The 21062-nt window shown below is 71.1% G+C and carries 18 protein-coding genes and 1 riboswitch; of the genes, 8 read left to right on the plus strand and 10 right to left on the minus strand.

The window, feature by feature from the left end; genetic code table 11:
- Positions 1-42: 42 nt before the first annotated feature.
- The 8 genes from ACWCRD_RS41390 to fahA all read right to left on the minus strand — a co-directional run bounded on the left by ACWCRD_RS41390 (position 43) and on the right by fahA (position 9534).
- The gene (locus tag ACWCRD_RS41390; RefSeq protein ID WP_450970831.1) at positions 43-2808 is read right to left on the minus strand and encodes a fumarate reductase/succinate dehydrogenase flavoprotein subunit; all 2766 of its coding nucleotides are present in this window, start codon (positions 2806-2808) and stop codon (positions 43-45) included.
- An 11-nt stretch (positions 2809-2819) separates the two neighbouring features.
- The gene (locus ACWCRD_RS41395; protein ID WP_450970832.1) at positions 2820-3587 is read right to left on the minus strand and encodes an ABC transporter ATP-binding protein; all 768 of its coding nucleotides are present in this window, start codon (positions 3585-3587) and stop codon (positions 2820-2822) included.
- The gene (locus ACWCRD_RS41400) at positions 3571-4419 is read right to left on the minus strand and encodes an ABC transporter permease (protein ID WP_450970857.1); all 849 of its coding nucleotides are present in this window, start codon (positions 4417-4419) and stop codon (positions 3571-3573) included. The genes ACWCRD_RS41395 and ACWCRD_RS41400 overlap by 17 nt, the downstream gene beginning before the upstream one ends.
- Positions 4420-4487: 68 nt before the next feature.
- Complete coding sequence (locus ACWCRD_RS41405; RefSeq protein ID WP_450970833.1) at positions 4488-5831, minus strand: ABC transporter substrate-binding protein; 1344 nt, start codon at positions 5829-5831, stop codon at positions 4488-4490.
- Between the two features lie 16 nt (positions 5832-5847).
- Positions 5848-6075 (minus strand): 4Fe-4S dicluster domain-containing protein, encoded by a 228-nt coding sequence (locus ACWCRD_RS41410; RefSeq protein ID WP_030347217.1) that lies wholly within the window; start codon positions 6073-6075, stop codon positions 5848-5850.
- 42 nt (positions 6076-6117) lie between these two features.
- Positions 6118-6906: a GntR family transcriptional regulator gene (locus ACWCRD_RS41415; protein WP_450970834.1), complete on the minus strand. Its 789-nt coding sequence runs from the start codon at positions 6904-6906 to the stop codon at positions 6118-6120.
- A 245-nt stretch (positions 6907-7151) separates the two neighbouring features.
- On the minus strand, positions 7152-8093 hold the full coding sequence (locus ACWCRD_RS41420) for a M56 family metallopeptidase (RefSeq protein ID WP_450970835.1): 942 nt from the start codon (positions 8091-8093) through the stop codon (positions 7152-7154).
- Between the two features lie 211 nt (positions 8094-8304).
- Positions 8305-9534: a fumarylacetoacetase gene (fahA, locus tag ACWCRD_RS41425; protein ID WP_450970836.1), complete on the minus strand. Its 1230-nt coding sequence runs from the start codon at positions 9532-9534 to the stop codon at positions 8305-8307.
- Between the two features lie 242 nt (positions 9535-9776).
- Here fahA and ACWCRD_RS41430 point away from each other — a divergent pair, with 242 nt between their 5' ends.
- The 3 genes from ACWCRD_RS41430 to ACWCRD_RS41440 all read left to right on the plus strand — a co-directional run bounded on the left by ACWCRD_RS41430 (position 9777) and on the right by ACWCRD_RS41440 (position 13313).
- Positions 9777-11045: a carboxylate--amine ligase gene (locus tag ACWCRD_RS41430; protein WP_450970837.1), complete on the plus strand. Its 1269-nt coding sequence runs from the start codon at positions 9777-9779 to the stop codon at positions 11043-11045.
- Positions 11046-11112: 67 nt separating this feature from the next.
- On the plus strand, positions 11113-12315 hold the full coding sequence (locus tag ACWCRD_RS41435) for an NAD(P)-binding domain-containing protein (RefSeq protein WP_450970838.1): 1203 nt from the start codon (positions 11113-11115) through the stop codon (positions 12313-12315).
- Positions 12316-12449: 134 nt separating this feature from the next.
- The gene (locus ACWCRD_RS41440) at positions 12450-13313 is read left to right on the plus strand and encodes an HAD family hydrolase (RefSeq protein WP_450970839.1); all 864 of its coding nucleotides are present in this window, start codon (positions 12450-12452) and stop codon (positions 13311-13313) included.
- A 121-nt stretch (positions 13314-13434) separates the two neighbouring features.
- On the opposite strand, the gene ACWCRD_RS41445 is transcribed toward ACWCRD_RS41440, so the two are convergent.
- Complete coding sequence (locus ACWCRD_RS41445; RefSeq protein WP_344403617.1) at positions 13435-13917, minus strand: transglycosylase SLT domain-containing protein; 483 nt, start codon at positions 13915-13917, stop codon at positions 13435-13437.
- 4 nt (positions 13918-13921) lie between these two features.
- A riboswitch (cyclic di-AMP (ydaO/yuaA leader) is annotated at positions 13922-14090 on the minus strand.
- Positions 14091-14768: 678 nt separating this feature from the next.
- Between ACWCRD_RS41445 and ACWCRD_RS41450 the strand changes: the two genes are divergently transcribed.
- The 5 genes from ACWCRD_RS41450 (at position 14769) to ACWCRD_RS41470 (ending at position 20483) form a co-directional block, all read left to right on the plus strand.
- Positions 14769-15779 carry a polyprenyl synthetase family protein gene (locus ACWCRD_RS41450; protein ID WP_450970840.1) on the plus strand — a complete coding sequence of 337 codons (1011 nt, stop codon included), beginning with the start codon at positions 14769-14771 and terminating at the stop codon, positions 15777-15779.
- A gap of 171 nt (positions 15780-15950) precedes the next feature.
- A complete protein-coding gene (locus tag ACWCRD_RS41455) occupies positions 15951-16898 on the plus strand; it encodes a CHRD domain-containing protein (protein ID WP_450970841.1) in 948 nt (315 codons plus the stop codon).
- A gap of 258 nt (positions 16899-17156) precedes the next feature.
- Positions 17157-18395 carry a LolA family protein gene (locus ACWCRD_RS41460; RefSeq protein ID WP_450970842.1) on the plus strand — a complete coding sequence of 413 codons (1239 nt, stop codon included), beginning with the start codon at positions 17157-17159 and terminating at the stop codon, positions 18393-18395.
- Positions 18396-18637: 242 nt separating this feature from the next.
- On the plus strand, positions 18638-19615 hold the full coding sequence (locus ACWCRD_RS41465) for an ABC transporter ATP-binding protein (RefSeq protein ID WP_450970858.1): 978 nt from the start codon (positions 18638-18640) through the stop codon (positions 19613-19615).
- Entirely contained in the window at positions 19602-20483 is an 882-nt protein-coding gene (locus ACWCRD_RS41470) for an ABC transporter permease (RefSeq protein WP_450970843.1), read from the plus strand. Before ACWCRD_RS41465 ends, ACWCRD_RS41470 begins: the two co-directional genes overlap by 14 nt.
- Here ACWCRD_RS41470 and ACWCRD_RS41475 read toward each other — a convergent pair.
- Positions 20473-20982, minus strand: coding sequence for a DUF6668 family protein (locus ACWCRD_RS41475; RefSeq protein ID WP_450970844.1), 510 nt, complete (start codon positions 20980-20982; stop codon positions 20473-20475). The two genes, ACWCRD_RS41470 and ACWCRD_RS41475, sit on opposite strands and share 11 nt — an antisense overlap.
- Positions 20983-21062: the final 80 nt, after the last annotated feature.

Consider the following 21062-nt stretch of genomic DNA (forward strand, 5'->3'; position numbering starts at 1 on the left):
CCGGCCCGCGGCGGAGGGCACCTCACAGGGCCCGGGGCGCCGTCACAGCCCCCGCGCCGCATACGCCCTGACGTCCGCGTCCGAATCCGACGTGACGGTGGCGAGGGCCGCCCGGGCCTCCGCTGTGCCGTTGTGGCGGGTCAGGGCGAGCACCGCCGCCTTGCGCACATCGGCGTTGGCGTCGGCGAGCGCCTTGGCGAGAGCGGGCACGGCCGTGTCGGCGGGCGCGGCGGAAAGAGCGGTGGCGGCACCGGCGCGGACCTGCCAGGCCGGGTCGGCCAGTGCGGCCACCGCACGCGCGGCGAGTGGGGCCGGGCAGCCGACGGTGGCCAGCGCGCCGAGTGCGGCACCGCGGACCAGGGGGTCGCCGTCCTCGGTGAGCCGGTCCAGGGTGCCGGTGAGCAGCTCCTGGCCGCTCGCGGCACGGGCCTGAGGGCTGACGGCGGCGAGCGCCTTGGCCACGGTGACCCGGACCTCGCGCGAGGCGTCGGCCGCCGCACCGGAGAGCGGTTCGACCGCGTCGACCGAGACGAGGGCGCGCACGGCTTCGATACGGACGGCGATGTCGGGATCGTCCAGCGCCCCGGCGAACACCCCGACGTTCCCCAGGCGCAGGGCGCGGAGTACGTCGAGGGCGGCGGCACGGACCACGGGGTCGGCCTCGGCGACCGCAGCGGTGAGGGCGGCACCCAGGTCGGGTTCGGGCGGGAGGGTCTCGACCAGCTCGCGCAGCGAGGCCGCGGCGGCCGCACGTACGTCGCCGTCGGGGTCGCTGAGGGCGCCGGCCAGGGCCTGCCCGGTGCCGGGCGGCACCGTCTCGGTGAGGACCGAGACCGCAGTGCGCCGCACGGCGGCGTCGAGGTCGGTCAAGTAGGGCTCGATCGCGGCGAGTTCCGCCTGCTCCTCGGCCAGCTCCAGCAGTTCCAGGAGCCGGGGTGAGGCGGTCTCGCCCGAGCCGTGGCCCACGGGCGTGGTGGCCCGTGCGGAGGTCGGCCCCGTGGCGACCGGCGCCACATCCCGCGACCCGGCGGTCGCCACGTCCTCGGCGTGGACCTCGCCGATGTGCCGGGACGGGCCGTCCACGGGCGTGAACTCGTCGACGGGGACCAGGTACGGAGCCACGGGACGGGCCGTGAACTCCATCGAACCGGAGGGGGACTTGTGCAGGTCGAGGTGGTGGAACCAGGAGGCGTCGTCGCGCCGGGGGTGGTCGATGCGGTCGTGGTAGAGCCCCCAGCGCGACTCCGTGCGGGCCAGGGAGGACCGGGCGGCCATTTCCGCGCAGTCGCGGATGAAGGAGACCTCGGCGCAGCGCATCAGTTCGTGCGGGGTGCGCGCACCCATCGCCGCGATGTCGTCGTGCATCCGCTCGAAGGCCTCCAGGGCCAGGGACAGGCGGGCGCCGGACTTCGGCGGGGCCACGTAGTCGTTCACGAAGCGGCGCAGCTTGTACTCGACCTGGGGCTGCGGCGGGCCGTCCGGGTTGCGCAGCGGACGGTAGATCAGTTCGTGCGCCTCGCGCAGCTGCTCCTCGGGCAACTCGCCCTCGTAGGCCTGGTACTGGGAGGCGTCCGCGCCCGCGAGGTCGCCGAAGACGAATGCGCCGATCATGTAGTTGTGCGGCACGCAGGCCAGGTCGCCGGCGGCGTACAGGCGGGGGACGGTTGTACGGGCGTGGTCGTCGACCCGTACGCCCGAGGCCGAATGACCGCCGCACAGGCCGATCTCGGAGATGTGCATCTCGACGTCGTGGGTGCGGTAGTCGTGGCCCCGGCCCGCATGGAAGGTCCCCCGGGTGGGCCGCTCCGTCGAGTGCAGGATCGACTCCAGGGAGGAGATCGACTCCTCAGGGAGGTGGCTCAGCTTCAGGTACACGGGACCCCGGTCGCTCGCGACCTCCGCAGCGAACTCGGCCATCATCTGGCCCGACCAGTAGTCGGAGTCGACGAAGCGTTCGCCGTGCCGGTTGACCTGGTAGCCGCCGAAGGGGTTGGCGACGTAGGCGCAGGCCGGCCCGTTGTAGTCCTTGATCAGCGGGTTGATCTGGAAGCACTCGATACCGGTGAGCTCGGCGCCCGCGTGGTAGGCCATGGCGTAACCGTCACCGGCGTTGGTCGGGTTCTCGTACGTGCCGTAGAGATAGCCGGAAGCCGGGAGGCCGAGCCGGCCGCATGCGCCGGTCGCCAGGATCACCGCGCCCGCGCGCACCACCACGAACGCGCCGGTGCGCGTGTTGAAGCCGACCGCCCCCACCGCGCGCCCCTCGGCGGTGAGCACACGCACTGGCATCACCCGGTTCTCGATGCGGATCCGCTCCCGCATCTCGCGCCGCCGCAGCTGCCGGTACAGGACCTTCTTGACGTCCTTGCCCTCCGGCATCGGCAGGACGTAGGAGCCGGAGCGGTGGACCTGGCGGACCGCGTAGTCGCCGTGCTCGTCCTTCTCGAACTTCACACCGTACGACTCCAGGCGCTGCACCATGCCGAAGCCGCGGGTGGCGGTCTGGCGGACGGTGGACTGGTCGACGATGCCGTCGTTGGCGCGGGTGATCTCGGCGACGTAGTCGTCGGGCTCGGCGCGGCCGGGGATGACCGCGTTGTTGACGCCGTCCATGCCCATGGCGAGCGCGCCGGAGTGGCGGACGTGGGCCTTCTCCAGCAGGAGGACGTTCGCGCCGTGCTCGGCGGCGGTCAGCGCGGCCATGGTGCCGGCGGTGCCGCCGCCGACGACGAGGACGTCGCAGCGGATCTCCTCGGCGTCGGTGAGGGCGGGGATCTCCAGGGGCGTGTTCAAGGAGGGGGTGGTCACCGGTGGGCCTTTCAGGTACCGAGCGAGGTGAGGACGTCGCGCCGCAGCGCCACGCGCGCGGGATCGTCGTGCGCCGTACGGTCGCGCGGGCGCGGCACATCGCGTACTGCGGTCAGCCGGCCGTTGCCGAGGAGGGCCACACGGTCGCCGAGGAAGAGGGCTTCGTCCACGTCGTGGGTGACGAAGACGACCGTCGCGCCCGTGCCGCGCAGTACCTCCACCAGCAGGTCCTGCATGCCGGCGCGGGTCTGGGCGTCGAGGGCGCCGAAGGGTTCGTCCATGAGGACGGCGCGTGGTGCGCCCGCGAGCGCCCGGGCCAGTTGGGCCCTCCCGCGCTGTCCGCCGGAGACGCGGTGGGGCAGCTGCCGGGACTGTTCGGCGAGGCCGACGCGCTCCAGCCAGTCCTCCGCCTGGCGCCGGCGCTCCGCACGCGGCAGTCCCTTGATGGCGAGGGGCAGTTCGACGTTCGCGCGCAAGGTGCGCCAGGGCAGGAGGGCGTCCTCCTGGAAGATCAGGGCGCGGTCGGCGGCGGGGCCGGTCAGCGGGTGCCCGTCCTGGCCGACGTCCCCGGCGAGGGGTGCGAGCAGTCCGGCCAGGGTGCGCAGCAGGGTCGACTTGCCGCAGCCGGAGGGTCCGACGAGGGTGAGGATCTCGCCGGGGGCGACGTCGAGGTCGACTCCCTCCAGCACGGGTGCGCCGGGCCGTCCGAGGGTGGCGTCCCGCAGGGTCAGTCCGGCACCGGTGCGGGAGGGTGAGCGGAGGTCAGACGAGCTGGTCATGGGGCGCCTCCTCTTTGGCGGCGGGGCTCACGGGCGCGGCGGCAGCGGCACCGCGCGCCGGACGGGGAGTCCGTGCGCCGGGGATGTACGACGTGCGCGGCAGCCAGCGGGTCAGCCGGCGGCCGAGGAGCTCCACGGCCGTGGACGTGACCCAGCCGAGCACGCCGATCGTGATCATGCCGACGAAGACGCCCGCGTAGTTCACGACGGTGTAGTCCTGCCAGGTGCGGTAGCCGACGCCGTACTGGCCGGAGATCATCTCGGCGGAGATCACACAGATCCACGAGACGCCGATGCCGACCGACAGCCCGCCGAAGATGCCGGGCAACGCGCCCGGCAGGACGACCGAGGCGAGGATCCGCCACCGGCCGCCGCCCATGGTGAGGACCGCCTCCTCCCAGACGGGGGTCAGCGCGCGGACCGCATGCCGGGTGGAGACCAGGACGGGGAAGAAGGCGGCGGTGCAGGTGATGAAGACGATGCCCTGTTCGTTGGAGGGGAAGAGCAGGATCGCGACGGGCACCAGGGCGATCGCCGGGATCGGCCGGACGACCTCCAGCACCGGCCCGAGCAGGTCCTCGGCGAGGCGGGAGCGCGCCACGAGCACGCCCGTCGCCACGCCGAGCACGGCGGCGAGGAGGAAGCCGGTGAGGATGCGGGTGAGGCTGTCGGTGAGATCCGTCCAGTAGTCGGGGCCGGACAGCCGGTCGGCGAAGGTGCGGGCCACCTCGGCGACGGTCGGGAACTGCGAGAAGCGCAGCCACAGGTCGGCCTTGAGGCCGGCCAGCAGTTGCCAGGCGCCGAGGGCGGCCGCGAGCGAGGCGAGTCGCAGGGCGTACCGGCCCGCGCGCCGCGGACGGCGGGGCGCGAACCGGTTCTCCCGTTGCGGCTTTCGCCGGGTCACGACGCCTGCCCCAGCGCGTCGGCGTACGTGATGACGCGGGCGCCCCCGTGTGCGGTGACATAGGCATTGGCGGTGGCGGGTGCGACGAAGGGGAGGAGCCGGCTGCCGTCGGCCACCCAGACCGCCTTGTCGGCGAACCAGAGGGTGCCGGTGGTGGCGTCGGGCACATAGGCGGCGCGGATGCCGTCCTTGTGCTTCTTCACGTAACTCAGCAGCTCGGCGGGCGTCTTGAACGCGGTCGTCTTCTCGGCACCCTTGGGCCACACCTCGCTCGCGGAGGCCGGCGGTGTCGCGGCGAGCCGCTGGGCGTAGTCCGCGCCGAGGGCCCTCCGCACGTACTGGTCGTCGACGAAGGAGTCCACGTCGATGTCCCCGGTCAGCTTGGCCGACTTCAGGACCGAGACGTCCTTCTTCAGCGCGGAGATCAGCTGCGGCTTGACCGCCGGGTCGAAGGTGGAGATGCCGTGTGCCCCGTTGTAGAGGTAGACCACCTCGGCGGGCAGTCCGGTGGCCTTGGCGACCGACTCGGCGGCGGCGACCGGGTGGGCGTTGAGGTAGTCGGTGGCCTCCGACTGAGCCTTGAGGAATGCCTCGAGGACGGCGGGCCGCTGCTTGGCGAAGTCCTCGCGGGCGGTGACGCCGTGGAAGGTGGGGAGGTTCAGCTGGGCGCCGTCGTACAGGGCCTTCGCCTTGCCCTGGAAGGTGAGCAGTCCTGGCCAGGCGACGAACTGCGACAGGGCGTCCGCGCTGCCCGCCGACAGGGCAGAAGCGCCCACCGCGGGCTGCTGGTTGAGCTTCTGGATGCCCTTGTCGGGGTCGATGCCGGCGCGCTGCAGGGCCCGTACGAGCGTGCCGTCGGCGGCGGAGCCGACGCTCGTGGAGACCTTCTTGCCCTTCAGGTCGGTGAGGGTGGCCAGCTTCGAGTCCGGGGAGGTGACGATCGTGTTGAGGCCGCCGCGCAGGTTGTAGCCGGTGACCGAGACCAGGTGGGTCGGCTTGCCGAGCTGCTTGCCGCGGGCTGCGTTGATGAGGAGCGGGAAGTCGCCCATCGAGCCGATGTCGATCTTCCCGGCGGTCATCTGGGCGGTGATGGGGGCGCCCGTGGCGTAGTCCTGCCAGTCGACCTTGTAGTGCTTGCCGTCGCCCAGCGCGTTCAGCTCCTTCTCGAAGTAGCCGAGGAAGCGCAGGAGGGTGCCCGCGGTGACCGTGTTGATGGTCTTGGACTGGTAGCCGACGGTGACGGTGACCGTGGAGCCGTCGGTTCCGGCCGCCGCGTTGCCACCGCAGGCCGTCAGGGGGAGGAGAAGGAGGGCGGCGGCGGCAACTACTTTGTGTTTCATGGGAGTTCGGGGCCTTTCACCGGAGCAGATAGGGCATGTTGACGGTCACGGCTCCGGTGGGACAGCGGGCCGCGCACGGGCCGCAGTACCAGCATTCGTCGACGTGCATATAGGCCTTGCCGCTGCTCTCGTCGATGGCGAGGGAGTCCAGCGGGCACATGTCGACGCAGAGGGTGCAGCCGTCGATGCACTTCGACTCGTCGATGGTCACGGGCACGTCGGCCCGCTGGGGCGCCAAAGGCATGGCTGTCTCCAGGAAACGGGGCTGAAAGGGGTCGGGAAGAGGTCAGAGGGAGCGGTGCAGCAGACCGCTCATGGTGATGCGGTCGCCGCGGAAGCGGATGAACTCCAGGTCGACCGGTCGGCCGTCGGCGAGGTGGGTGAGCCGTTCCAGCATGAGGACGGCCGCGCCGCGCGGGGCTTCGAGTACGGCGGCGGAGTGGGTGTCCGCGTTGACCGCCTCCAGGGTGATCTCGGCGTGGCCGAGGCGCTGGCCGGTGATCGTCTCCAGGAGGCGGAAGACGTCGGTGTTCTCCAGATCGGCGCCGAGCAGGGCGGTGCCGAGGTCGAGCGGGATGTAGGTGAGGTCGAGGGAGAGAGGCAGGCCGTTCAGTCGGCGCAGACGTTCGATGTAGAGGACGTCGTCGCCGGCGGGGACGCGGAGGCGTTCGGCGACCGGGGCGGGTGCGGGGGCGGGGCCCATGGTGCGGACCTCGTTGGTGACGCGGCCGTGCTCATGGAGGGTTTCCGCGAGGCCCATCAGATGGTTGAGGCCGTGCGGGTACTTCTCGGCGACGACCACGGTGCCCACTCCGGGGAGCCGTTCCACGAGGCCCTCGGCCCTGAGCAGGTCCAGGGCCTGGCGGACGGTGTTGCGGGTGGCGCGGTACTCCGTGGCGAGGGTCGTCTCGTGCGGGAGTGTGCCGTCCGGGAAACCGCCGGCCAGGAGCTGGTGGCGCAGCAGGTCGGCGAGCTGTCTGGCCTGGTCGGCACGCAGCCGACGCCGCGCGCGGTGGGCGGCGACGGTGGTCGCGCCCTGTCCGGCGTGGTCTCGGATGCGGTCGGCGGAAGGCATGCTTCGAACCATAGCGAGCTGGTAGGGAATGGAGTGTTGCAGCAGTGTTGCGCCACTTGCCGGGGCGTCAGATAAGGCGCTGACCTGCTGCTACGCCTGCTCCGTAGCAAGATCTGCCATGACGCTCGAGCCTGACGGCATTCACGGACGAGACCAGCTCAGCCACTTCCAGCCCGTCCGGCGTTTGAGGACGAGGCCGTTCAGGCCGAAAGGGGGGCCTGGGGGCGGCAACCCCCAGGCAGGGGTCACCCCAGTGCCGTGAGCCCCGGCGCAAACGCGATCAGCAGCGGCAGCAACGGCACCAGCGCCGCCACCGTCGTCGTCAGCGCCCGGTGCCGGCGCCCCAACCGCGGCGGCGGCTCCAGGAGGCGGTCGACGCGTTCGCCGAGGAGGCGGTGGCTGGAGGCGCAGGACAGCACGCCGCGATGCTGGTTCAGCTCGATCAGGGCGAGCGCGGTGGTCAGATGGCCGCACCGGCGGGACGCCGTGTCGTCCGCTGCCAGCTCCACCAGCCGGTGGGTCTGCTCGCAGAAGTGGGCGAACAGCGGGACGCGGGGAAAACCGGTGGCCAGCGCGCTGGACAGATGCAGCAGCCAGTCGTGGTGCGCCCGCGCATGATCGCGTTCATGCGTCAGGACCGCGTCGAGCTGGTGGTCGGTGAGCCGGTGCAGGGCGCCCGTGGTGACGACCAGCTGGGCCGGGTGGCCGGGCATCCACCAGGCGTCCGGGTACTCGTCCTCCAGCACCAGCAGCGGCCCACGCGCCGCCTCCTCCAGTCCGGCGGGCAGCTCGGGGGCGCGTTCGCGCAGATGCGCCCGGGTCTGCCCGCGGCGGCGGCGCGCCTCGACGAGTTCGCGGGCCAGTATCGCCGTCGTCCAGGCGGCTCCGCAGGCCAGCAGCAGGGTGAGGGCCGCGGACCAGGCGGGCGCGGCGGTCAGGTCGTACGCCGCGGTCACGGCCGGCGGCGCCGGCGCGAAGACGTGGTCGCGGAAGGTGTGGAAGACGGCGGCCGCGCCCAGCACGAGCGCCGTCAGACAGCACAGCAGGACGGTGGCGACCAGGCACTGCCACACCCACAGCGCGACCACGGGTTCCCGCTCGGGCCACGCCGACCGCACCAGCGCACGCGGCACCGGCACGGCGGCCATGAAGGCGACGACGCTCAGCAGGAGCAGACAGACGGTCATGCCGCGGTCTCCGGATCCTGGTCGGAGGAAGGGGCGGGGCGGGGCGGTGGTGCGGCTCGGCGCACAAGGCGCCCGCCGCCAGTATGACGGCGAACGGCGCAGGAGTCAGGGGACGACGGCCATCCCGTACGCCACACCTCGTACTCCTCGCATCTCCCGTACGACTGCCCGCAAGACCCGTACCGCCGCCGTCACGCCCCGCACCACCCGCTCACTCCGTCGTGCTTGCCACGATCCGTCCGCTCACGTCGCCGAGGCCCACGCGGGTCCCGCCCGGACCGGGCGCCCACGCCGACAACGTCACCACGTCCCCGTCCTCCAGGAACGTCCGCTTGCCCTCGGGTAGTTCCAGCGGATCGCGTCCGTTCCAGGTCAGCTCAAGCAGCGACCCGCGCTGCGCGGGCTCCGGGCCGCTCACCGTGCCCGACCCGTACAGGTCGCCGGTCCGCAGGGAGGCGCCGTTCACGGTCATGTGGGCCAGCTGCTGCGCGGCCGTCCAGTACATGGTGGAGAACGGCGGCTCGGAGACGACGCAGCCGTTGATCGCGACGGAGATCCGCAGGTCGTACCCGCCGGGCTCGTGGCCCGAGTCGGCCGTGTCGTCCAGATACGGCAGCAGCTCATGGGACCGCTCCGGGGGCGCCACCCGCGCGTCCTCCAGGGCGTCCAGCGGGGTGATCCACGCGGACACCGACGTGGCGAAGGACTTGCCGAGGAACGGGCCGAGGGGGACGTACTCCCAGGCCTGGATGTCGCGCGCGGACCAGTCGTTGAGCAGGCACAGGCCGAAGACGTGCTCCCGGAAGTCGCCGAGCGCCACCGGCCGCCCGCGCTCCGAGGGCACGCCCACCACGAATCCGACCTCGGCCTCGATGTCGAGGCGGACGGACGGCCCGAAGACGGGCGCCGCATCGGCCGGGGCCTTGCGCTGCCCGGACGGCCGTACGACGTCCGTGCCCGACACCACCACCGTGCCGGACCGTCCGTGGTAACCGATCGGGAGGTGCTTCCAGTTCGGCGTCAGCGAGTCCGCGGCGTCCGGGCGGAAGATCCGGCCGACGTTGCGGGCGTGGTTCTCGGAGGCGTAGAAGTCGACGTAGTCCGCGACCTCGAAGGGGAGGTGGAGCGTCACCGACGCCAGCGGATGCAGGAAGGGTTCGACCGCCTCCTGGTGCGCCGGGACCGTCACCCACGCCGTCAGCGCGCGCCGCACGTCCGACCAGGTGGTGCGGCCCGCGGCGAGCAGCGGGTTCAGCGAGGGCTGCGCGAGCAGGGAGGCGTACGGCGAGCCGAGCGCGCGCGCCGCCGCGCCCGCGTCGAGGACCTGGTCGCCGAGCCGGACGCCGACGGTCCGCTCCGTCGAGCCGGCGGGGGAGAAGACGCCGTACGGAAGGTTGTGCGGACCGAAGGGATCGCCCTCGGGGACATCGAAGGGGGGCATGGGGTGCTGCCTCACTCTCACTGTGTCGCGAACCGTCTGTCGTGTGCCACCTGCGCGAACCGTTACACGGCCGCTGTGTGGCCGCGCCACACGTTACGGCCGCGTGGCCGGTCTTGGGCAGTGTCTAAAGAGTTTGCAATGTCCGAATTGGGCTTGTCGGATGTGGCAATTCCGGCTTAGCGTCCTTTGGGGGACACGGACGGGGTGGGTCCGGTCCGTAGGGGGGACGCGTGGGGGGACCCGTGGCCAGCAGCACGCGCAGTGTGCCGTTCGCGGCCGACCGTGAAGTGCCCGGCCTGATCGTCAAGTTCGGCGACTACCCGCTGCACCACGGCGGTGTGGGTGCGATCCGCAGTCTGGGCCGCCTCGGGGTGCCCATGTACGCGATCACCGAGGACCGTTACACACCCGCCGCCTCCTCCCGCTACCTCGAGAAAGCCTTCGTCTGGCCGACCACCGGCACCGAGGAACCCGCCCGTCTGGTGGAGGGCCTGCTGCGCATCGGGCGCCGCATCGGCCGCCCCACCGTCCTCGTCCCCACCGACGAGGAGGCGGCCGTCCTGATCGCCGAGCACCAGGACGAACTCGCCGGCCGGTTCCTGTTCCCGCGGGTAGAGCCCGCCCTGCCCCGCCGCCTCGCGAGCAAGCAGGGCCTGCACGAACTGTGCGTGGAACACGGCATCCCGAGCCCGACGGCCGCCTTCCCGCAGTCGTACGACGACATCGTCACGTTCGCCGAGAAGGCCCGCTTCCCGGTGGTGGCCAAGAACCGTGAGGCGTTCGTACGGCGCAAACGGCCGGCGGTGAACGGCACGACGCGGATCGCCACCCGCGAGGGCCTGCTCGGTCTCGCCCGCGACTGGGGTGAGTGCCCCGGGGTGATCCTCCAGGAGTACCTGCCCAGGGAGGACGCCGAGGACTGGATCGTGCACGCCTACTTCGACCAGGACTCGACGCCGCTCGCGATGTTCACGGGCGTGAAGGTGCGCTCCTGGCCGCCGCACGCGGGCATGACGGCCAACGCATACGTCGTCGACAATCCGGAACTCGCGGACATCGCCGCGCGTTTCATCAAACAGATCGGCTTCACCGGCATCATCGACCTCGACCTGCGCTTCGACCGGCGCGACGGACAGTACAAACTCCTCGACTTCAACCCCCGCATGGGCGCCCAGTTCCGGCTCTTCGAGAACGAGTCGGGGGTGGACGTCGTCCGCGCCATGCATCTGAACCTGACCGGCCGCACCGTCCCGGAGGGGGAACAGCGGGCCGGCCACCGGTACATCGTGGAGAACATCGACCTGCCCGCCCTGCTCGCCTACCGCCGCAGCGGCTATACGACGCCGCACGCACCGGCGCACGCGAGCGGGACGGAGCTGGCCTGGCTCGCGGGTGACGACCCGCTGCCGTTCCTCACGATGCTCGCGCGCTTCGTACGACCGGGCGCGAAGCACCTGTACCAGCTGTGGCGGACCAACCGCCGTGGCAGCACCACCAGTTCGGGCGGCTAGCCGACCGGTCAGCAGCCCGAGACGAACCACACGAAGTGACGAAGTGAGCGTCCTGGGGAGGGACTTCGTGATTCAACCGGTTGCAGTCATCGGCGCCGGGCCCTTCGGCCTGTCGACCGCCGCCCATCTCCGAGCCCGCGGACTGCCGGTCCGCGTCTTCGGCGAGCCCATGGTCAGCTGGCGCGACCACATGCCCGCCGGAATGCTCCTCAAGTCGACCCCGGTCGCCTCCAGTCTGGACGCGCCGCAGCAGGGCCACACACTCGCCGACTACTGCGACGCCGCCGGCATCAGGCGGCTGGTGACGGACGAGGACATCATCCCCGTCGAGACCTTCATCGCCTACGGCGAGTGGTTCCAGCAGAAGCTGGTGCCCGAACTGGAACAGGTGCGGGTGGTGTCGGTGGACCGCCACAAGGGCGGCGGCTTCGAACTCAAGCTGGACTCCGGCGAGTTGTTCACCGCCCGCGCGGTCGTCGTGGCGACCGGCCTGTCCGGCCTCGCGTACCTGCCGGCCGAACTGGCCACCGCCGCGGCGGACGGACCCACCCCCACGGGCCCGGTCTCCCACAGCTCCCAGCAGCACGACCTCACGCGCTACGCCGGCAAGGAACTGATCGTGATCGGCGCCGGCCAGTCCGCGCTGGAGACGGCGGCGCTGGCGGCGGAGGCGGGCGCACAGGTGCGGGTGGTCTCCCGCGGCCGCGGCAGGGTCGCCTTCGGCGCACCGCCGTGGAAGCAGCCGAAGCTGCGCCCCGAGTCGCCCTTCGGCCGCGCCTGGTCCCTGTGGGCCCTCAGCTACTACCCGCACCCCTACCGCTATCTGCCGGCCGAGGCCCGCCACTACCTGGTGCGGCGCGTCCTCGGTCCGCTCGGCGCATGGTGGCTGCGCGACCGTTTCGAGGGGAAGGTGCAGGTCAGCGAAGTCGACCGGATCGTACGGGCGGACGCGGCCGACGGCAGCCCCAAGTTGACGGTCCGCACCCACGCGGGCCGCATCCTGGACATGTCCGCGGACCATGTCATCGCGGCCACCGGATACCGGGTGGACATCGCGGCCATGGACTTCCTCGGCCACGAACTGCGCACGCGTCTCGCGGTGAGCCGCGGCACACCCAAACTGGGCGCGGGATACGTCTCCTCGGTCCCCGGCCTGTACTTCACGGGCCTGCCGGCCGCGGCGTCGTACGGCCCGGTCATGCGCTTCGTGTGCGGCACCGAGTTCGCCTCTCCGAGGCTGGCCAAACACCTGGCGGCAGCGCACGGCTAGGCAGCGGTCACGGGCCCCTGCCTGACGATGAAGAGCCCACAAGGATAGGCGAGTTGAGCGAGGGACGGTGGGGCAATCTGCCGTCGTCCGGTTCGCGATGAGTCGGTGGGGCGTCCTGTCCGTATTCTCTGATCATGGCCGCACCCACCGCATATGCACTCATCGCCACCGACCTGGACGGCACGCTGCTCAGAGGCGACGACACGCTCTCCGACCGGTCCCTCGCCGCTCTCGCACGGGTCGCCGGGGCCGGCGCCCGGCACCTGGTCGTGACGGGCCGGCCGGCCCCCAGGGTGCGGCCGCTCTTCGACCAACTGGGCGGCGGGGGGCTCGCGGTGTGCGGGCAGGGCGCGCAGGTGTACGACGTGGGCGCGGACCGTCTGCTGTGGTCCGTCACCCTGGACCGGGAGCTGGCCGAGACCGCCCTCGGCAAGATCGAGGCCGAGGTGGGCCAGGTGTACGCGGCTGTCGACCAGGACGGTGTGGAGGGACTCACCCTCATCGAACCGGGCTACCTGATGCCGCATCCGACGCTGCCGGCCGTGCGGGTCGACCGGCGCGACGACCTGTGGTGCGAACCCATCAGCAAGGTGCTGCTGCGCCATCCCGACCTGTCCGACGACGAGTTGGCGGCGACGGCGCGTTCTGTGGTGGGTTCGCTGGCCACCGTCACCATGTCGGGGCCGGGGACCGTCGAACTCCAGCCATGCGGCATCACCAAGGCGACGGGCCTCGCACTGGCCGCCGCGCACCTGGGACTCGGCCCGGAGCACACGATCGCCTTCGGCGACATGCCCAACGACATCCCCATGTTCGACTGGGCCGCCCACGGCGTCGCCATGGCCAACGCCCATACCGAACTCAAGGCGGTGGCCGACGAGATCACCCTGTCGAACGAGGACGACGGCATCGCCGTCGTCCTCGAGCGACTGTTCTTCGAGTCCGGGGAGCTCGCTGCAGTTCAGCCGCGCCCTGAAGGGGCGCGGGGCTGGGTCTGATGTGCGGCTCCGCCGCGATGGGGCTCCCCCCGCTCGAGCGAGGTTCGACAGTGGGGGAGCGACCAGCCGCGATGGTGCCGCTGAAGGCCGACAGCCCTGCGTGGCACTTCCAGCGGAGCGCTCAGTAGGCGCCGAAGACGTTGTCGATCGACCCGTACCGCGCGGCGGCGTACTTGCAGGCGGCCGTGATGTTCGCGATCGGGTCGAAGGGGTTCATAGCCGTGCCGGGCACGTGGTAGGCGAGGAACGTCGGGTCGATGACCTGCAGCAGTCCCTTGGAGGGGGTGCCGGCGACCGCGTTCGAGTCCCAGTTGTTGATGGCGGCCGGGTCGCCCGAGGACTCGCGGATGATGTTGCGGTAAATGCCGTTGTACGTCCCGGGAATCCCGTTCTGCTTCATGACCTGGAGGGCGCCCCGGATCCATCCGTCGAGGTTGTCGGCGTAGCCCATCGACTTCACGTTGGCCACGGTCGGGGTGGCCGCGGACGCGCTGTTCGCCCCGATGAGCGGAAGGGCGAGAACGGCGGCGCCCGTCCCGGTGACGGCGAGCTTGCGGGCGAGACGGTTGCTTCTGGGGCGGCGGTGCTGACCTGTTGCAGGCATGGCGGGATCCTCTCCGTCGCCTGCGAGGTGAGCTGTCGGGTTCGGGCGGGAGATGCCCGGCCGCGCCGCCCTACGGCAACGCGACTTCACCCCTAGCCGGCCCGGGGCGATGCCCGGTCCGGCGGCCTACCTGGTTCCCCCGCTCCTGCCGTGCGAGTCAGTTGGTCGATGGTCGTGCCCGGGCGGCGGCAGGATTCGGCGTCCACCCGACTGGCCGGGAACGTATGCGAGAGCACATGGCGGGAACAAGTGTCGACTTCACAGATCACACCTATTGACCTTGGTCTGAGGCTTATGAGGCACTTGATCCTTTGCGGTTGCCAAGGCTCAACTCGCGTACGGGGGAGGGGAAGCGGCGCGAGCGCGGCGCTCGTCGGCCCGCACTGCCGTGTGAGTCAAGTCACCGGCATCCGCAAGAACGGCAAATGGGGCAATGGCCTCAACTCGTGGTCAACCAGCCGCTCATCGCCACATGGGGGCGGAAGCGGAACCTGGCGTGTGGTGCACGTCGTTGTCATGACGGTCGCCCGTCGAGCACCCGGTGCCGGGATCCGGAGGTCCTCGTGAGTCGTTTCGTGAGGGAGGGGCGATCGGGCGTGCCGACTCGTGCGGACGCGCCGGGAGGCACGCCGAGAGGCGCGTCGGCCGACACCCCGATAGACAAGTCGATAGATATTCGTTCTTATCGGTTGATCAAAAACATACCGGTCGTGATCCGATACCGCCCGGGCTGGACGGGTGGGCGGCATCGGTGATCGAAAGGTGACCGGATACGCTGACTTGAGTGATGTCAGCGACCTATCGACAAACCGTGTAACCGCCAGTAGACACCAGCAGACAGGAGACCCCTCGTGACCGTCGTCGGGCCGTTCGGGCTGAGCGTGCGGGACCAGGCTCTGGAAGCCGATGTCCAGGCCGGATTGGCGGCCGTCGAGGAAGGTTTGCTCGAAGCCACCAAGAGTGAGGTGCCCTTCATCACGGAGGCCGCCCAGCACCTGGTGCGGGCGGGCGGGAAGCGGTTCCGGCCGCTGCTCGTGATGCTCGCCGCCCAGTTCGGCGACCCGTATGCGCCGGGGGTCGTGCCGTCGGCCGTGGTGGTGGAGCTGACCCATCTGGCGACGCTGTACCACGACGACGTGATGGACGAGGCCGCCGTGCGGCGCGGCGTCGACAGCGCCAACACCCGCTGGGGCAACTCGGTGGCGGTCCTCACCGGCGACTTCCTGTTCGCGCGCGCCTCGCACATCCTCGCCGACCTCGGGCCCGAGGCGGTCCGGGTGCAGGCCGAGGCGTTCGAGCGCCTGGTCACCGGGCAGATCCTGGAGACGGCGGGGCCGCAGGACGGCCGGGACCCGGTCGACCACTACCTGGACGTGCTCGGCGGCAAGACGGGCTCGCTGGTGGCCGTGTCGTGCCGCTTCGGGGCGATGATGTCGGGCGCCGACGAGACGGTCGTGGACGTGCTCACGCAGTACGGGGAGCGGCTCGGAGTCGCCTTCCAGCTGGCGGACGACGTACTGGACATCGCCTCCGAGTCGCGCGAGTCCGGCAAGACTCCGGGCACCGACCTCCGTGAGGGAGTCCCCACGCTTCCGGTGCTACGGCTGCGGGAGCGGGCGGCGCGGCTGGGGCTTGCCGAGGACATCGCCCTGTGCGAGCTGCTGGACTCCGACCTGAGCGACGACGCGCGGCATGCCGAGGCGCTCGCCGGACTGCGGGCGCACCCCGCGCTGGAGCAGGCGCGTCGGGACACGGTGCGCTACGCGGAGGACGCGCGGGCGGCGCTGGCTCCGCTGACGGAGTGCGACGCCAAGCTCGCGCTGATGGAGATGTGCGACGCCGTGGTGCACCGGGCCGGCTGAGCTGTCGGCCGAGCGGCCTCTGATCTGCGCTCCGGGTGATGTGATGCACATTACAAACCTGGACTGAGTCCAGAGTCGGATCACTTCCGTAGTGCTACCCAGAAGGCCGACGCAGGGGGTGTCGGCCGGTCTGTGTCGGCCGGTCTACGGGGAGAAAACAGAATCATGGGCATGAAGACGACGTTCTCGAAGCGCCGTAAGAGCCTGAAGGCCGCAGCTGTCGCGGTGGCCGCCGCCGGGGGGATCGCCGTCGCGGTGATCCCGGCCCACGCCACCGGAGGGGCCGTGTCCGACGGGACCGGGGGAACCCTTCTGGCCGCCAGTCTGCGCGGGGCCAACGAGGTGCCCGTGGCGGGCGGTCCGGCCGTCGGCGACCAGGACGGCGCCGCTCTCGAGTTCATCAAGGTGCAGGACGACAAGGTGTCCGTCGCCGTGACCTGGCGCGGCACCGGCAAACCGACCATGCTCCACATCCACCAGGGCGCCAGGGGCACCAACGGCGGCGTCAAGGTCGACTTCACCGACCTGCTGAAGAACCGCAGGCGGCACAGCGTCACCGGCACGGTCGAGGTCAAGGACGCCGCCCTGCTCGCCGCTCTCAAGTCCGACCCCGGTTCGTTCTACGCCAACCTGCACACCACCGACTTCCCCGGTGGAGCCGTCCGCGGCCAGCTCCACAAGGTCACCGTCGCCGCCTTCGGCTTCCGTGACGCCCTGCACAACTTCCAGGCGTCCGTGATCAAGGGCAAGCAGATCTACGAGTGCAAGCCCGCCGCCGGCGGCGGCTACGCCTTCGCCCAGCGGGACGTCGGCGCCCTGCTCGGCGGCGGCATCCGGCACTCCTTCGTCGCGCCCAACTCCGGTACGCCGCAGTGGGTCGCGCCGGACGGCAGCGCGGTGACCGGGGCCGTCCTGTCCAAGACACCGAACGGGGACGGCAACATCCCCGAGCTCGACCTCAAGGCCACCCGGTCCGGCAAGCACCACGGCCTGCTCGCGAACACCGCCGAGATCCTGCGGCTCAACACCGTGGGCGGAGTGGCCCCGGCCGGCTCCTGCACGCCCGGCGCGATCGTAGGAGTCCCGTACCGGGCGGACTACGTCTTCCTGCGGAACTGACGGGAGCTCACCTCGGGCGGGCGACGTCCTCCCCCTACGACCCCTACGGGTCGGGGCAGGCGTCGCCCTCTCGCGTCATACCCCAGATGTACACGGAGTTGGCCCCCGGGGCTGACGCTTCCTCCTGGCCGATTTGGTGAGATGGAAACCACGGAAATCACCACTGATCACCGATTCGGGTGAGAATGGCGGCTCGGGGTGGACAACAGAAACACACGAGTTGGACAAGCCGCCGCCGACGACGGAGGTAGCGCACACATGGCACCGTACGAATCCGACGACAGCACGACCGCCGGGGCGGCCGACGACCTGAGCGCGGGTCGGCGCAAGGCCGCGCGGTACGTCGTCCCGGTCGCGGTGGTGGGGGTGGCGGCGGCGACCATCGGGCTCGTCCCGGCGCTCGCCGACTCCGGAGACCCCAATCTGCCGAAGATCAGCGCACAGCAACTCATCGACAAGATCGCCAAGTCGGACGTACAGCAGATGTCCGGCACGGTGAAGATCACCACGGATCTGGGGCTGCCGAACCTCGGCGGTCTCGAGAGCAGCCTGACGTCCGGCGCCGGCAAGTCGGGCGACGGCTCGTCCGCCGACCCGACCTCCAAGCTCACGGAGCTCGCGACCGGCACGCACACCCTGCGCGTCGCGGCCGACGGCCAGGACAGGCAGAAGCTGTCGCTGCTGGAGAACGCGGCCGAATACAGCATCATCCACAACGGCAAGGACGTCTGGGGCTACGACAGCCAGTCGAACGAGGTCTACCACTCGACCGCCCCCGCCGGCGCGGAGAAGCAGCAGAAGCAAGACGTCCCCGCCACGCCCAAGGACCTCACCAAGGACGCCCTGAAGTCGGTCGACTCCACCACCTCGGTGACCGTCGAGGGGACCGCCCAGGTCGCGGGCCGTGACGCGTACCGGCTGGTCATCAAGCCGAAGCAGTCCGGTTCGACGGTCGGTCAGATCACCGTGGCCGTGGACTCGAAGACCGGGCTGCCGCTGAAGTTCACCCTGACCCCGGCGAGCGGCGGCGCCGCCGTGATCGACGCCGGCTTCACCCAGGTCAGCTTCGCCAAGCCGAGCGCCTCGACCTTCGACTTCACCCCGCCCAAGGGCGCGAAGGTCACCGAGGACAAGCAGGGCGACCACGCGAAGGGCCGCTTCGAGGGCGGCCCGAAGGGCGACCACAAGGCCGGCAAGCCCCACGGCAAGCCCGGCCAGGACCTCGGCAAGGGGGCCGACGGGCTGAACGTCATCGGCAAGGGCTGGAACTCCATCGCCACCTTCGACACCGGCGGCGAGGGCATCCCGTCCGGCTCCAAGGCCGGCGGCCAGTTCGGTGGCTTCCTGGACTCGCTCGGCGACAAGGTCTCCGGCAAGTTCGGCTCGGGCACGGTCTTCAAGACCCGCCTGATCAACGCCCTGATCACCGACAAGGGCAAGGTCTACGTCGGCGCGGTGAGCAAGGACGCCTTGATCAAGGCGGCGAACGCGGGCTGAGCGCAGCGCCCCGAAAGGGGCGCGAGGCCGTATCGACGTGCGGCTCCGCCGCGATGGGGTCCCCCGCTCGAGCGAAGTTCGAGAGCGGGGGGCGACCAGCCGCAACGGGACCGCTGACGATCGACGGCTCATCGCGGCACAGCCGTCGAGCGCTTGGCCGGGAACCTTGCGCGACGCTCGTACGTAGTCACTGTACGTAGCCGCCGCGCGAGAGGCGGCACATGCACGAATCGAGGAAGCCGATGGACGAGGAGTCCGCCACGGAGCCGGAGAAGAGCGAGCCGCCGGGTGACAGCGTCATCGCCACCCATGGGCTCACCAAGCGCTACCGAGGCGGGCAACTCGCCGTCGACGGCCTGGATCTGACCGTCCCGGCGGGCAGCGTCTTCGGCTTCCTCGGTCCGAACGGCTCGGGCAAGACCACCACCATCCGCATGCTGATGGGCCTGATCGAACCCACCTCGGGTACGGCGCGCGTCCTCGGGCGGCCCATGCCGCGCGCCTCGCGCACCGTGCTCCCGCACGTCGGCGCCCTCATCGAGGGCCCCGCCCTGTACGGCTTCCTCTCCGGCCGCGACAACCTGCTGCGTTACGACGCCGCCGACCCGACCGCCGATCCGCGCACCCGCCGTGCCCGTGTCGCGGCCGCGCTGGACCGGGTGGGCCTGACCGCGGCGGCCGGCAAGAAGGCGAAGGCGTACTCGCTGGGCATGAAGCAGCGGCTCGGCCTCGCGGCGGCGCTGCTGCAGCCCCGCAGACTGCTCGTGCTCGACGAGCCGACCAACGGGCTCGACCCGCAGGGCATGCGTGAAATCCGTTCGCTGGTCAGGGAGCTGGCCTCCGACGGCGCGACGGTCTTCCTCTCCTCCCACCTCCTCGACGAGATCGAGCAGGTCTGCACCCATGCCGCGGTGATGGCGCAGGGCCGGCTGATCACCCAGGGCGCCGTGGCCGACCTGGCCGCGGGGGTGCGCGGCCGGCTGGTCGTCACCACGCCCGACCCCGGGGACGCGGCCCGTGTGCTGAAGGAGCAGGGCGCCGCCGACGTCGTCGTCACCGACGACCGGGTGACCGCCGAGCCCCCGGACCGCGACCTCGCCGAGGTGAACGCCGCGCTGGTCACAGCGGGCGTCCGGGTCCGCGGCTTCGGCGTGGAACGGGCATCCCTGGAGGACGCGTTCGTGGCACTGACGGGGGAGGGGTTCGATGTCGCAGGCTGAAGCGGTCGTGACCGAGGTGCGTCACCCGAGTCCCTTGTGGACCTTCGGGCTCTTCCGCAGTGAACTGGTCACCACGTTCCGCCGCTGGCGGACCCTCGCGCTCCTCGCCGTGCTCGCGGCCGTCCCGATCCTGGTCGGCATCGCAGTCAAGATCGAGACCAGCGGCGGTTCGCCGGACGGCCCCGGTCGCGGCGGCGGCCCCGCCTTCATCTCGCAGATCACCAACAACGGCCTGTTCCTGGTGTTCACCGCGCTGGCCGCGACGCTCCCGTTCTTCCTGCCGATGGCGATCGGCGTCATCGCGGGCGACGCCATCGCCGGCGAGGCGAACTCGGGCACCCTGCGCTATCTGCTGGTCGCCCCGGCCGGCCGCACCCGCCTGCTGCTCACCAAGTACGCGACCGTGATGACCTTCTGCCTGGTCGCCACCCTCGTGGTGGCGGTCTCGGCGCTCGCTGTCGGGGCGATACTCTTCCCGCTCGGCGATCTGACGACCATCTCCGGTACACAGATCAGCTTCACCGAGGGCCTGGGCAGAGCGCTGCTGATCGCCCTGATCGTCGCCGTGTCCCTCATCGGCGTCGCGGCACTCGGCCTGTTCGTCTCCACCCTGACTGGCAGCGGCATCGCCGCGATGGCGACGACCGTCGGACTGCTGATCACCGTCCAGATCCTCGACCAGATACCCCAACTCCACGCGATACAGCCGTACTTCTTCTCCCACTACTGGCTGTCCTTCGCCGATCTGATGCGCGACCCGGTCTACTGGGACGACCTGGTGAAGAACCTCGAGATCCAGGCCCTGTACGCGGCCGTGTTCGGCTCGGCGGCATGGGCCCGGTTCACGGCGAAGGACATCACCGCCTAGCCGCCCCCGTGAGGCGGGCCAGTGGCTGCGTCTCGCGCGGCAGCGACCCGCCGAGGTCACCGAGGCGCCAGTCGGACACCCAGGGCACGCGGTAGACGTCGATGAGCGACTCGATCAGCCGAACCTGCCGGTGGAGGGGCCGCGGCAGCCGCCCCGGCGCGTCCGCGACGAGCACGACGGCGTCAAGGTCAAGCCCCTGCGGGGCCTCCCCGAGGCGGAAGACCTCCAGGGTGCGCAGGGCGGCCGTCAGCCCCGACGCATGCGTACGGGCGACGAGCAGGACGGACCGCGGGTCCTCGGCGCCGGGCCAGGCACGGCCGCAGTCGTGACCGCCGTAGACGGCGGCGAGGGTGGACACGCCCGCGCCGCCGTGCGTGCCCACCCAGGAGTAGCGCCGAGCGGTGGCGGTGGACGGGGCGGGCTGCTGCGGTCCCGGCTCCGGTACGGTGACCGGGCCGCGGATCCAGATCTCAGGTCCCTGCTGCACGTCCGTCCGCATGCCCGCCTGCCTCCCTCGTACACCCACCGGTGCTCATGGCGCCGGCCACACGACGGGGGCGGGCTCCTGGGACGAGTCTG

Source organism: Streptomyces sp. NPDC002092 (assembly GCF_053593775.1).